The organism is Mesorhizobium sp. CA14, from assembly GCF_020165195.1.
In the GTDB taxonomy this organism is placed as follows: Bacteria; Pseudomonadota; Alphaproteobacteria; order Rhizobiales; family Rhizobiaceae; genus Mesorhizobium.
Window position 1 is genome coordinate 116,336 of the sequence record NZ_JAIUHR010000006.1, and the last position, 12,356, is coordinate 128,691.

At 62.7% G+C, this 12,356-nt stretch carries 16 protein-coding genes; 8 read left to right on the forward strand and 8 right to left on the reverse strand.

Going from position 1 to position 12,356, the window contains the following annotated elements; genetic code table 11:
• Positions 1 to 2: 2 nt before the first annotated feature.
• From LB565_RS09805 to LB565_RS09825, 5 genes are read left to right on the forward strand one after another with little or no spacing between them, the layout of a single operon-like run.
• Positions 3 to 743 (forward strand): SCO family protein, encoded by a 741-nt coding sequence (locus LB565_RS09805; RefSeq protein ID WP_224583305.1) that lies wholly within the window; start codon positions 3 to 5, stop codon positions 741 to 743.
• Positions 740 to 1,693 carry a cytochrome c oxidase subunit II gene (gene coxB / locus LB565_RS09810; RefSeq protein ID WP_224583306.1) on the forward strand — a complete coding sequence of 318 codons (954 nt, stop codon included), beginning with the start codon at positions 740 to 742 and terminating at the stop codon, positions 1,691 to 1,693. The genes LB565_RS09805 and coxB overlap by 4 nt, the downstream gene beginning before the upstream one ends.
• Entirely contained in the window at positions 1,690 to 3,333 is a 1,644-nt protein-coding gene (gene ctaD / locus LB565_RS09815; RefSeq protein ID WP_224583308.1) for a cytochrome c oxidase subunit I, read from the forward strand. Before coxB ends, ctaD begins: the two co-directional genes overlap by 4 nt.
• Positions 3,330 to 3,965 (forward strand): cytochrome c oxidase subunit 3, encoded by a 636-nt coding sequence (locus LB565_RS09820; protein WP_224583310.1) that lies wholly within the window; start codon positions 3,330 to 3,332, stop codon positions 3,963 to 3,965. Before ctaD ends, LB565_RS09820 begins: the two co-directional genes overlap by 4 nt.
• Positions 3,962 to 4,210 carry a cytochrome C oxidase subunit IV family protein gene (locus tag LB565_RS09825; RefSeq protein WP_224583312.1) on the forward strand — a complete coding sequence of 83 codons (249 nt, stop codon included), beginning with the start codon at positions 3,962 to 3,964 and terminating at the stop codon, positions 4,208 to 4,210. Before LB565_RS09820 ends, LB565_RS09825 begins: the two co-directional genes overlap by 4 nt.
• 95 nt (positions 4,211 to 4,305) lie before the next feature.
• Here the strand turns inward: LB565_RS09825 and LB565_RS09830 are convergent, their stop codons facing one another.
• Entirely contained in the window at positions 4,306 to 4,743 is a 438-nt protein-coding gene (locus LB565_RS09830) for a CBS domain-containing protein (RefSeq protein ID WP_224583314.1), read from the reverse strand.
• Between the two features lie 685 nt (positions 4,744 to 5,428).
• Between LB565_RS09830 and LB565_RS09835 the strand changes: the two genes are divergently transcribed.
• On the forward strand, positions 5,429 to 5,860 hold the full coding sequence (locus tag LB565_RS09835; protein WP_224583316.1) for a hypothetical protein: 432 nt from the start codon (positions 5,429 to 5,431) through the stop codon (positions 5,858 to 5,860).
• A gap of 265 nt (positions 5,861 to 6,125) precedes the next feature.
• Here the strand turns inward: LB565_RS09835 and LB565_RS09840 are convergent, their stop codons facing one another.
• Both LB565_RS09840 and LB565_RS09845 read right to left on the reverse strand, forming a co-directional pair.
• The gene (locus tag LB565_RS09840) at positions 6,126 to 6,263 is read right to left on the reverse strand and encodes a hypothetical protein (RefSeq protein ID WP_224583318.1); all 138 of its coding nucleotides are present in this window, start codon (positions 6,261 to 6,263) and stop codon (positions 6,126 to 6,128) included.
• A 14-nt stretch (positions 6,264 to 6,277) separates the two neighbouring features.
• A complete protein-coding gene (locus LB565_RS09845) occupies positions 6,278 to 6,481 on the reverse strand; it encodes a DUF2934 domain-containing protein (protein ID WP_224583320.1) in 204 nt (67 codons plus the stop codon).
• A gap of 149 nt (positions 6,482 to 6,630) precedes the next feature.
• Between LB565_RS09845 and LB565_RS09850 the strand changes: the two genes are divergently transcribed.
• Both LB565_RS09850 and LB565_RS09855 read left to right on the forward strand, forming a co-directional pair.
• Entirely contained in the window at positions 6,631 to 6,942 is a 312-nt protein-coding gene (locus LB565_RS09850; RefSeq protein WP_224583322.1) for a hypothetical protein, read from the forward strand.
• A 250-nt stretch (positions 6,943 to 7,192) separates the two neighbouring features.
• Complete coding sequence (locus tag LB565_RS09855; RefSeq protein WP_224514773.1) at positions 7,193 to 7,471, forward strand: hypothetical protein; 279 nt, start codon at positions 7,193 to 7,195, stop codon at positions 7,469 to 7,471.
• Between the two features lie 92 nt (positions 7,472 to 7,563).
• Here the strand turns inward: LB565_RS09855 and LB565_RS09860 are convergent, their stop codons facing one another.
• The 5 genes from LB565_RS09860 to LB565_RS09880 form a co-directional block, all read right to left on the reverse strand.
• A complete protein-coding gene (locus LB565_RS09860; RefSeq protein WP_224583324.1) occupies positions 7,564 to 7,863 on the reverse strand; it encodes a hypothetical protein in 300 nt (99 codons plus the stop codon).
• A 131-nt stretch (positions 7,864 to 7,994) separates the two neighbouring features.
• On the reverse strand, positions 7,995 to 8,198 hold the full coding sequence (locus LB565_RS09865; RefSeq protein WP_224514769.1) for a hypothetical protein: 204 nt from the start codon (positions 8,196 to 8,198) through the stop codon (positions 7,995 to 7,997).
• A 55-nt stretch (positions 8,199 to 8,253) separates the two neighbouring features.
• Positions 8,254 to 10,245 (reverse strand): protein-L-isoaspartate(D-aspartate) O-methyltransferase, encoded by a 1,992-nt coding sequence (locus tag LB565_RS09870; RefSeq protein ID WP_224583326.1) that lies wholly within the window; start codon positions 10,243 to 10,245, stop codon positions 8,254 to 8,256.
• 12 nt (positions 10,246 to 10,257) lie between these two features.
• On the reverse strand, positions 10,258 to 12,018 hold the full coding sequence (locus tag LB565_RS09875) for a thiamine pyrophosphate-dependent enzyme (protein ID WP_224583328.1): 1,761 nt from the start codon (positions 12,016 to 12,018) through the stop codon (positions 10,258 to 10,260).
• Positions 11,982 to 12,356: a hypothetical protein gene (locus tag LB565_RS09880; RefSeq protein ID WP_224583330.1), complete on the reverse strand. Its 375-nt coding sequence runs from the start codon at positions 12,354 to 12,356 to the stop codon at positions 11,982 to 11,984. Before LB565_RS09880 ends, LB565_RS09875 begins: the two co-directional genes overlap by 37 nt.

Here is a 12,356-nt window from a genome sequence, read left to right on the forward strand (position 1 = left end):
TGTTGGCTTCGCTTTGTCTGTTCGTTGCCGGCATGGCGTTTGCCGCCGAACGACCGACCTTCGATCCGAAGCCCGGCGCACAGCTCAGCCTTGAGCGGGAATTGGTCGATACTAGCGGCCGGAAGCTGACGCTTGGCGAGACGCTCGATGGGCGTCCGGCGCTCGTCATCTTTGGCTACGACAAATGCCCGAACCTTTGCGGCGTCACCCAGCAGGCCGTCGCGTCCGACCTGAAGAAGACATCGCTTCGCCCTGCAGATTATCGCGCGCTGTTCATCTCGATCGACCCCGATGAGACCTCCGCCGATGCCGCAGAAGCGCAAGCTGAAATCGCGTCCGCCGCCGGCCCCGCTGGCGCGTCCGCCTGGCGGTTCCTGACAAGCAGCGATGGCGCCGGCGCGGCGCTTGCCAACGAGGCCGGCATCACTTTCGACCGGCGCAAGGGCATCGATCAGTTCGTTCATCCGATCGCGGTCATTGCGCTGACGCCTTCTGGCCGAATTTCGCAGGTATTGCCGGCCTTGACCTTCACGCCGCGCGATCTCCAGCTCGCGCTGGTCGAAGCGTCGGCCAACAAGCTCGGGTCGATTGCCGATCATGTCTTCCTGTTTTGCGCGGGGTTCGACAGTTCGAAAGGCCAGTACACTCCCGTAATCTGGGCGGCGCTGAAAGTGACAAGTTTGGCAACGGCGCTTGGTCTCGCCGCGATCGTGCTCTGGCAAACCCGCCGGAGGGCAAGGTGAGCTTCGGGGTTCCCTTCTTCCCGCACGAAGCCTCGTCCGAAGCCGGCTATGTCGATGCGCTGTTTTACACGCTGCTCGTTTTCTCAGCCGTTCTCGGATTGACACTCACCGGCCTCGTCGTCGGCTACGCGGTGAAATACCGCGTCGGCTCGAAGGCGGATCGCACAGGACAGCGCTCCCGCACCATGTGGCTGGAGATGAGCTGGACCGTCGCCAGCCTGATCATCGCCTTCATCTTCTTCGGCTGGGGCGCAGTGCTTTTCGTTCGCCGCGACCATCCGCCGGCGGACGCGCTCGAGATCACGGGGCTTGGCAAACAGTGGATGTGGGAGTTCAAGCAACCCGGCGGCCAGCGAGAGATCAACGAGCTGCACGTTCCGGTCGACAAACCGGTCGTCGTGTCGCTCGCCTCGCAGGACGTTATCCACTCCTTCTACGTGCCGGCCTTCCGCATCAAGCAGGACGCGGTGCCTGGCCGCACGACGCATGTCTGGTTCATCGCCACCGAGCCCGGCCGCTACCACCTGTTCTGCGCCCAATATTGCGGCACGCAGCATTCCGAAATGGGCGGCTGGGTGACTGTGATGGCACCCGAGCAATATGCGGCGTGGCTGAACAGCCAGGGCGAAGGCGAGACGCTTGCCGCAGGCGGCGAGAAACTGTTTCGCGCGCTGGGCTGCTCCGGCTGCCATGGCGCGAGCAGCAAGGTGAGGGCGCCGTCGCTTGACGGAATCTTCGGCCGACCGGTGGCGCTCGACAATCAGCAGACGGTGATCGCCGACGAGCGCTATTTGCGCGACTCCATCCTCAATCCGAAGAAGGAGATCGCCGCAGGCTACGAGCCGGTCATGCCGAGCTTCGACGGCCTGATCGACGAAGGCGAGCTGCAGATGCTGCTTGCCTATCTGAAGTCGCTTTCGCCTCAACCAACGGCTGGAGCCAAGCCATGACCAACGCGGCGATGCAGGGTACATATCTCGGCCAAGGCAGCGGCCTGCGGGCATGGCTTCTCTCCACCGACCATAAGCGCGTCGCGTGGCTCTATCTCATCTCGCTGACGGCCTTCTTCTTTCTCGGCGGCGCCATGGCGGTGCTGATGCGGATCGAGCTGGCGACACCGGCAGGCGATCTCGTTTCCGACGATGTCTACAACAGGCTGTTCTCGCTGCACGGCATCATCATGGTCTGGTTCTTCCTGGTGCCGTCGATCCCGGCGACCATGGGCAATTTCCTTTTGCCGCTGATGATCGGCGCGCGCGACCTCGCTTTCCCTCGGCTCAACCTCGCCAGCTGGTACGTCTTCATTTTCGGCAGCCTGTTCGCGCTGTTTGCGGTGGTGGCCGGCGGCGTCGACACCGGCTGGACCTTCTACACGCCGCTGTCGACACTCTATGCCAACGGCTTCGTCTCGACCGCGGCATTCGGCGTCTTCGTCGTCGGTTTCTCTACGATCATGACCGGCATCAATTTCATCGTCACGGTGCACACGCTACGCGCGCCGGGGCTCACCTGGTTCCGACTGCCGATTTTCGTGTGGACACTCTACGCCACCAGCCTGGTGATGGTGCTGGCAACCCCGGTGCTCGCCGCCTCTCTGATCCTGATCGTGCTGGAGCGCGTGTTCGGCATCGGCATCTTCAATCCCGATCTCGGCGGCGACCCACTGCTCTTCCAGCATCTTTTCTGGTTTTACTCGCACCCGGCCGTCTACATCATGATCCTGCCCGGCATGGGTGTGGTGTCGGAGGTGCTGCCCTGCTTCAGCCGCCGGCCGCTGTTCGGCTACAAGGCGGTGGCGATGTCGTCGATGGCGATCGCCGTCTTCGGCTTCCTGGTCTGGGGCCACCATATGTTCGTCAGCGGACAGTCGGCCTATGCTGGCGTGGTGTTCTCGTTCCTGTCCTTCTGCGTCGCTATCCCGTCGGCGATCAAGGTCTTCAACTGGAGCCTGACGCTGCGCAAGGGCGAGATCAGCTTCGAGACGCCGATGCTCTATGCGTTGTTTTTCCTGGGGCTGTTCACCTTCGGCGGATTGGCCGGGCTGTTCCTTGCGGCGTTGGCGGTCGATGTCCATGTCCACGACACCTATTTTGTCATCGCGCATTTCCACTACATCATGGTCGGCGGCATGGTGACGGCCTATATGGCTGGCCTGCATTTCTGGTGGTCGAAGTTGACCGGCCGCATGTATTCGGAAACGGCGGGGCGTATAGCGGCGACCGTCACCTTCGTCGGCTTCAATCTCACCTTCTTCCCGCAATATATGCTGGGCTTCAACGGCATGCCCCGGCGCTATCATACCTATCCGCCGGAGTTCCAGTTCTGGAACGTATTGTCCTCGGCCGGCGCGGTGGTGCTGGCGATCGGCTACCTGATGCCCTTGTTCTACCTCGGCTGGTCGCTGTTTCGCGGCGCCCGGGCGCCCGATAATCCGTGGAACGCCACCGGGCTCGAATGGCAGACAAGCTCGCCGCCGCCGCCGCACAATTTCGAGACTATGCCGGTCGTGACGCGACCGGCCTATGCCTACGACATGAAGGGGCTCGAGCACGAGCGCTTCAGTCCGCACCGGGAGGAGGCGGCGCGATGAGCGGCACCGAAAGCGTCGCTTTCGACACACCCCAGCGCGAACGGCGCGCCGACACTTTTGCGATGTGGGTGTTCATCGGCTCCGAGGCGATGCTGTTCGGCGCGATTTTCCTTGTCTTTCTCGTCGCCCATATCGATTTCGGCCCCGCTTTCGCCGCCGCCTCGAAGCGCCTTTCTCTGCCGCTCGGCACCTTGAACACGGCCGTGCTGATCACCAGCAGCTTCACTATGGCATTGGCGCATATGCTTGCGCTTCATAGACGTTGGCGCCCGACAATTTGGGCGCTGGTCGCGACTGCGGCGCTAGGCGTGTGCTTCCTGATCGTGAAGGGGATCGAATACGGAAAGGAGATCAGCGAAGGACTGGCGCCGCTTCTCGGCCTGCCGTTCCGCTATGCAGGACCGGATCCCGTGCACGCCGAATTCTTCTTCGGCCTCTATTTCACGATGACCTCGCTACATGCGCTGCACCTGATCGGCGGCATCGTCGTCATCGCCGGAATGATCGCGCTGTGGCGGCCCTCCGGCCCCGCCAACCGCCTGCGCCGGGTGGTTGCCGTCGGCCTCTACTGGCACTTCGTCGACATCATCTGGGTGTTTATGTTCCCCGTCCTCTACCTGATCAACCGATGAGCGAATTGCGCAAACTCACCTTCGGCTATCTCGGGCTGCTCGCGCTGCTGGCACTGACGGTCGGCTCGTCCTTCGTCGCTCTCGGCGGGTTCAACGTCGCGCTCAACCTGGCGATCGCCGCCGCAAAGGCGATCCTGATCGCCATGCTGTTCATGCATCTGACCGGCACGTTGCCGCGGCTGGCCGTCGCGGCCGCCGGGCTCTGGCTCGTCATCCTGTTCGGGCTGACGCTGATCGGACGGTAAACGGCGCCCAGCGCTTGGGCTCCGTAGTTGTCAATCAACCGGAGGAAGCGCTGAGCCCGCCAGCACAAGCTGATGGTCGACCAGGCTACGTTCAATCAATGAGTGGTCTGCGAATGCTCGCCGCCGGGCCGCGAAATGTCGCGCAAAGCCCCTCCAGCCTCGGCTGTTTCACCATTTGTCGCAAGGTCGCCAATGGAGACGATGCCGACGAGCCGCTTCTCTCGATTGAGAACAGGGAGTCGGCGCACCTGCAAGTCGCCCATGTTCTTGAGCACATGCTCGACCTCTTCGTCATCAAAGCAATATTTGACCTCCGCACTCATGACATCAGATACCTTGGCATCGGGGCCTTTACCCAACGCCACTCCACGGATGGCGATATCGCGATCGGTTATCATGCCGACCAACCGACCATCGTCGCCTACGGGAACGGCTCCTGCATCGAGCCTGCCCATCATCTGCGCCACATCGCGAATTGACTGTTCGGGACTCGCGATCGCCACATCCCTTGTCATGCAACTGCCGATTTTCATTGTGTTCTCCCAAAGATACGAACCCGCCGCCGGATCGATATTTGACCAGGAACAACTGCCTGGCGGGAGTGTTCCATCACAAACACCGTAACGAGCAAGCCATGATCCGCCGGGCCGGACGCCGGCTGGGTTGAGGCCGGTTGAGATGGATTTAGAATCCTGCATTCGTTGCCAAATCAGCGGAACGGCCCTGCAGCTGCTGGATTGGCGTGGAACCGAAAACTTTTTCTGATGTTGGGCAGGAAAGGAAACCTGCACAATTTCAAAATCACCGAAACGAGAAAGACAACGCAAATCAACGTCGTACGACCCCAATCCACCCAATCCAAAGGACAAGCCGCCAAGGGACACGCGTGACAACCCGACGCCGAATCCGGACGGTCCTAATGAATTGTCAGATGTGCGCACTCAAGAATACGTCGAAATCAGGCCCGATCCGAAGCGCTAGCGTTCGCCTCCTGTAGCGGCCGTTCCCGGTCGAGGATCTCCGCGAGGATGTCCGGGAACATTGGACATCGCTGGCAGTTCGGGTTTGGTTCAGACGTCGCTTCAAGGCGTCTGTCGAAGATCGGTGGGCAACACCTGATCGGCCCGGGTCTGTCCCTCGCAGGCGTGGGCTTCATGCCCCGGCAGGATCTGCCGTGCCGCTGTGCAGATGTCGCCGCCACAACCACAGGAGACAGCAATGAAGCATCAGACCTCATATGAACTTCAATCGGTGGCAGTCGTCGATCGGCTTGGATTGGTTCCTCTGGCAACAAGAGCGCAGCGGATCGAGCGGTGGGCGGAATTGCTCGACCGAAATCCCCTGCGTTGCCTCTCGGCCCTGACGGGAACCGAATATGTCGATCCTGAAGTTCGCGAACGGGTGCGGGCGGACGGATCCCCGCTCACGGTTGCGTTCGACGATCCGTTGCTGCGCGCGGCCGGATTGCAATCGGATACTTATGGCGAGGCGAAGCGCTTTTTCGAACTCTCCGATTGGCAATTGCATGACGTCGTCTGCAGCTGCCATGCCGGGGCGACGATGCAGGCCAGTTGGGCTGCGGCGCGGGTGCGTAGGCTGATAAACGGCAGCCGGTTCTTCGCCTGGCTCAGAAGCCGCTTCCTGCATTGAAGAAGGCTAGCCGCCCGGCGAGCGCAGGTCGCCGGCGGCTCGGTGCGCCGCGCCTACACCAGCGCGACCAACAGGGAGATCGCAGGGAAACTGGGCGATGAAATGCGATGGCGGCTGTCGGTCCCCGTCGCCTATGCGCATCGGTTCAGACGGAAGACCGCATGGAACCATTCCGCCGACGCACGATGAAGTCGGACCAAGACAACGACAGCGCGGGGGATCTTCCGTAGACGACGTCGCCACCCGGTGAGGCGGCTCCATGCTCTCAGCCGTTCTGGTCGATAGCGTGCGGCGAAGGCTGCTGGGCACCGCCGTTCCGACGCCTGCCGGTGTGGTCGGCCCAGACCCATACAGCAACCGCCACGATCACCAGGATGACGACCAAGGCAATGATACGACGCATCGGCGCGGCGGGCTCTAGCCGCCTGGCTTGTTGACGGTCGGATCGGAGCCGACGCCAACCACCGGATCGGGGGCAACCGGGCCGCGCTCGGCTTCCGAGCTTTCCGACTCGATCTCTTGGACGGCTTGATCCCAATGTTCCTGCTGGCGTCCCTCGGGGCGGCCTTCGCGCTCCCAGAGCTCATGGGCGCGTTGTCTGATGCGTTCTTCCCTGTCCATGCGGAACCTCCTCTCGCGCCGGGCTGGCGCTGAAGCCAGGCCTAATCGGGCGACGGGAAGTTTGTTCCATCAAGACTCGAATTGGACCGCGCCGCGTTGGGAACGCCGCCCTCGTCGAAATGTTATCTTTCATCCAACAGGAGATTGTCATGAAGGACAGCCAGAACCGCCGCGAGACGGGCGCCAGGAAATATCCCCCCAACACCGATCCGGATCCAAGCGACCAGTTCTCCCAGGACGCCGCCAGCAACGAAAAGCCCCATGTCGGTCCAGGTCTCAGCCGCAAGCAAGGTGAGGTCGAGGACAAAACCCATCAGTCCGAGGGCCGCAATCCGGCCCGCCAGACACCAAGCCCGGCGACGGAAAAGAGCTCAGGCGCAGGCCCGGCCGTTGCGGAGCGCTCCAAGGACGCAAAGGCCCCCCGGAGCGGCCGTCAGCCCGGCGCCTATGTGAAGGAATGAGCCGGACCGGGTGCGCCGTGGAACATAGCTTTGACTTCCAGGTTTGGTAGCAACCGCCGTCGGCGACTTCCGCATGCCGGCGGCGGATTGTGAGGCCCCGGGGCCTATCCGGGGCCGCCGCAGACACGGCGGGCCGGCGATGGACAGAACAGCCCCAAGCAGACGCCTCCAAAAACGGACAGGCGCGGCGGCCTGCCGATCAACCAAGCGACGCCGATCGAAGGCCTGGCTGGTTCTGCCGGCAAGTATCGTGGCAAGTTTCCTTTGCGTCCCGGCATTGGCGCACCAGGCGCCGGCAGGCTGGCAGTACGATCCTTCATGCTGCGCCGGGGTGGATTGCTATCAGGCGCCGCCTTCGGACGTGAAGGAGACGAAATATGGCTATCAGCTCTCGACCGGAGAACTGATCCCCTACAGCGATCACCGCATCAAGCGATCGCGTGATGAATATTTTCACGAGTGCAAGCCTGGGGGCGACACCCAATCCCAGCACTCCTTCTGCCTTTATGTTCCGGACCGCGGGATGTAGGCCGGGCGGCTCGACCGCAAGATCGCCAAGGAAGAAGGCTCGTCCCTGAAAGGCGGGCCTTCTTGGTGTGCAAGCCAGGCAGGCCGACGAGCCTACTTGTTGCAGTTCTGCATGTTGGATGTAGTGTTGCCGCTGGCAGTGTTGTTGTCGATGTCGTTGCCGGCCGCATCCTTGCACCGGTCGCTGCCTCCGTTGGGCCTGGCTGTCGTGTTCGTGCTGTTTGTGGCGTTCGGATCGATCGTGCCGCCATTGCCGTTGTTGTTCATGCCATTGGTCCCGGTCGTGGTCCCTGTGGTGCCCGTCGTGGCGCCGGTACCGGAGCCGCTGGATTGTGCCATCGCAGACGTGGCCAGCACGATTGCGACAGCCGAAGCCGAGAGAAGTCTAATCATGGGGAGTCTCCTGTTTTATCGCCTGATTGCGATACGATTCAAACAAGAGACTCCTGCCGATGTTCCAACTGGGTTATGCATAAGTTATACTTTGTTGTTACGTTGTTCCGGGCATAGCAACGTAAGAACGATTATTTGTTTGTACGAATTTTCTGCCTTGGGTTGATTCCGCCGGCGGCGTTGGTGTCGTTCTCGACATCCCCTTCGACCGTGTTCTCGCCATGCTCCAGTTCATCGCCCTCCTTGATGGTGCCCTTGGAGGTGCCGATGCCGGGATCGTTCGCCATATCCGCGTCGCTCGGTTTTTTCGATTTCGGGTGCTGGTTTCCACTCATGACCATTCCTCGCTCTTGTCTTTCCGAACCGAAAGCGGCGCCGGATGTTCCGCCGTCAGACGCCGAATGGATAGGTTTCAGGCATGCCTCCAGCCGCGTGCTCGGGTCCAAGAGGCGTGACGGCGCTGGTTTCATCGAACCAGACGAAGGTGTCGAACTGCCGCGCCAGCGAAGCGTCGGCATAATGGCTGTGCAGTTCGGTTTCCGGTCGGTAGATCACGCCGATGAAGCGTTCCAGGCGACGCTCCGTCAGCCGGTCGCGCAGCTTCGGATCGCGTCCGAGGTCAAGCAGGAACCGCTCGACGCCGGCGTCGTGGCAGAGCCGCTCGTAGCTGTCCTCGCGCGAAGGCCGCACCGACTTGATTTCCATCTCGCCGTCCCAGTCGGTTGCCGCGGCGACAGTGCCTGCATGCGTGCCGAAACCGATGAGCGCCGCGGCATCGCCGAACCGCTGCCGGCAGAGTTGGCCGATATTCACTTCCTCGCGCGAGATTCCCATTTCGGTGTAACGGGCGTCGCCGATATGGGAATTGTGCGCCCACACCACGGCTTTGGCGTTCGGACCCCGCGCGCCGAGAATACGTTCCAGCGTTTCGAACATATGCGTATCGCGCAGATTCCAGGATTGCGATCCGCCATAGTACATGGTGCGGTAATAACGCTCGGCGGAGGCAATGAGCCTAGCGTTCTGCGCGGCGTCGAAAAGTTCGTCGCCGTCCTGGCCGGCTTGATCGAGTTGCCTCGCCAGCATGTCGCGGCACTGCTGGAGGACGGCTTCCTCGCAGTCGCGATAGCCTTTGGTCAGCGCGGCCCGGGCATAGGTAGACGGTTCAGTCTGCCACGGCGTCAGGCAGCCATAGCGTTCCCGCGCAACCCTCGCCGCTTCCGGGTCGACGCGGTCGAGATATTCCAGGACGGCGGCGATCGAGCCGCGCATGTTGTAGATATCGAGGCCATAAAAGCCTGCTTGCGGCTGGAGTGCCTTGACCTTGTCATTGTGCTCGCGCAGCAGTTCCACGAATGCCGCGACGTCGGTGTTGCGCCACATCCAAGTTGGAAAGCGCTGGAACGGCCGATCGGCGCCGGGCGAGGCACCGCGGCCGCGGACATAACGGTCGATCGCGGCGGCATCGGGCCAATCGGCCTCGACCGCGACGATGGTGAAGCCATGCCTCTCGATCAGCCTTTTGGTTATTGCCGCGCGCGCCCGGTAAAATTCGGACGTGCCATGGCTGGCCTCGCCAAGCAGGACGATCCGCCGGTCCGCAAACCGGTCGAACGCTTCGGCGAAGCCGGGGTCGTCGAAGTCCAAAAGCGGCTCGGCTGCCGCCGCGATCATCTCCGGCAGGCTGCGCGGACGGGCAAGCGGCATCGTGCGGGCAATCCCTGGGCGGCTTTCCTCCCGCCAGCCCTGTTCGCCAATCAACGGGACGAAGCGCACCCCGCCGAAGTCCTCCTCGCTGTAAGTCGATGCGCCGGTGCGGGTTACCTTGAGCAGACGCTGCTCGTCGGGATCGTCGCCGACCGGAATAACCAGCCTGCCGCCGACATCGAGCTGCTGCTGCAAGGCCAGCGGCGCGCCCGGCCCGCTCGCCGCCACCACGATGGCGTCGAAGGGCGCCGCTTCCGGCCAGCCTCTGGTGCCGTCGCCGGTCCGAACTTCGATGTTGCCGTAGCCTAGTTTTTGAAAGCGCCGCCGTGCTGTCTCGGCCAGCGCCGCATGGCGTTCGATCGTGTAGACATGGTCGACGACGCGGCTCATGACGGCGGCAGCGTAGCCTGATCCCGTGCCGACTTCGAGGACCTGATCGCCCGGACCGATCTCCGCCATTTCCAGCATGAAGGCAACGATGTAGGGCTGCGATATGGTCTGCCCCTCAGCAATCGGCAACGGTCCGTCCTCATAGGCGAATTCCTCGTAGCCAGGGTCGACGAAGGCTTCGCGCGGGACCTCCCGCATCGCCGCCAATACCTCCCGATTGTGGATGCCGCGGCGGCTGAGATGCACATCGACCATCCGACGGCGCTCGCGGGAAAGATCGAGCATAAGAATTCCCTCCTATTCGCCTGCTTCCATCATCGTCTTGGCCGGCTGCCGGGCGACATTTTCCTCGATCAGGTCGCGGCCCGGAGTCTGGGGCAGCGCCTTGCGGAAGTTCCTGGCATAGTCGCGTGGCATTTTCGGCGGCATCATCGGCTCATAGGCGTCGACCAGCGCTTCGATGATCACCGGCCCGCTGACTGCGAAGGCCTGGTCGAGCACGCGCTCGACATCGTCCGCCTGCTCGATGCTGAAGCCTTTTCCGCCCATCGCCTCCGCGGCCTTGGCAAAATCGATCGGCTGCAACTCGCAGCCGAACTGGGGATTGCCGAGGAACATCATCTGCTCCCAGGCGATCTGGTTCAGCATGTTGTTCTTGATGACTAGGAGCTTCAGCGGAATGCCGTAGCGCACCGCCGTGGAAAATTCGCCGAGCTGCATGGCGAGCCCGCCATCGCCCACGATCGCCGCGACCGGACGGCCGGGAAAGGCAATGCCCGCGGCGATGGCATAGCTCAGACCGCAGGACATCGAGGCAAGCGCGCCCGAAACGCCGAAGGCTTGCCCCGCGCGAAGATCGACATGGCGCGCGGCCAGTTCCGTGTTCTGACCGGAATCGGCCGCCAGTATCGTGTTTTCGGCGAGGCGTTCGCCGAAGGCGCGCGCGACGCGCTGCGGCTTGAGCGGATGCGCCGAGCTGTCTTCGGATTGGCGCATCATCTCGCGCCATTTTTGCATCGAGCCTTGCGCCGTCGCCAGGAATTCGCCATTGCCCTTTTGCTTCAGCCGCTTGTTGAGGGCGCGCAAGGTCTCCGCCGCGTCGCCGACCAGGCCGGCCTCGACCGGGAAGCGCAAGCCGATGCGCTGCGCGTCGCAGTCGATCTGGACGCCTCGCGCCATGCCCGGCTGCGGATAATATTCGATGTAGGGGAAGGTCGAGCCGACAATGAGGACGGCATCGCAGGTTTCCATCGCCTGCTGCGAGGGCAAGGTGCCCAGAATGCCGATGCCGCCGGTGGTATAAGGATGATCGTCCGGCAGCACCGCCTTGCCGAGCAGCGCCTTGACGATCGGCGCCTTCAGCAGCCTCGCCGTGTCTTCGAGTTCGGCCGCCGCGCCGAGGGCTCCGCGTCCCGCCAGGATCGCCACGCGCCGTGCGTCGTTGAGGACGGCTGCGGCCTTGTCTAACTCCGCATCTTCGGCGAGGCAGTGAGGAGCGAACATGTCCTGCGGCGTGTGCGCCGGCCGGTTGCGCTTGGACCGCTTGGCCGCGTCGGCCGGCTGTTCCTGGATATCGCTGGCTATCGAAAGATGAGCGACGCCCTTGCGGGCGAGCGCTGTGCGGCAGGCAAGGCTCGCCACGTTCTCCATATGCGCCGCATCCGAAACCTGGACGTTATAGACGCTCACATCGTTGAAGACGCGGGTCAGATCGACGTCCTGCTGCGTGAATGTCTCGATAAGATCGTGGAACTGCATGCCCGTGATCGCCAACACCGGGGCCTGATCGAGCTTGGCATCATAAAGGCCGGTCAGAAGGTGGGTGCCGCCGGGTCCGGACGTTGCGAGGCACACGCCGAGCCTGCCTGTCCATTTCGCGTAGGCGCAGGCCATGAACGCGGCCGACTCCTCGTGCCGCACTTGAACGAAAGAAATTTTGTCCTGGTTTTTGCGCAGCGCCTCCATGACGCCGTTGATGCCGTCGCCGGGGAGCCCGAACACGACTTCGACGTTCCAGGCAATCAAGGTGTCGACGAGGATTTCGGCTGCATTGGGCATTGCGAGGCTCCGCTGTTGGTTTCCGAACCATCAGGATTGCGGTTGGTTCCCTTGTTGGCGGCCCCAACAAACCAAAGCGCCCGGAATGCGCTCGATCGCCGAAAGCCCCTCGATGCAAAGCGCCAGTACAGCTGTGATGAGGAAACCCGCAGCGCCCGATAGGAAGACGTGACAGGGGCCGGCAATTCGGACAGGCCGATGCGGTATCCCGGCCGGCCCTGGCGAAGGAACGGGATTTGGCGGCGGCGAGGGAACGCCTGGCGGCTCTTCGGGTTGAGGAAGATCGGCGGCACAGGCGGGCGTGCCGGTTCCGGATCAGAAATGTCGGGTGCCGTCAT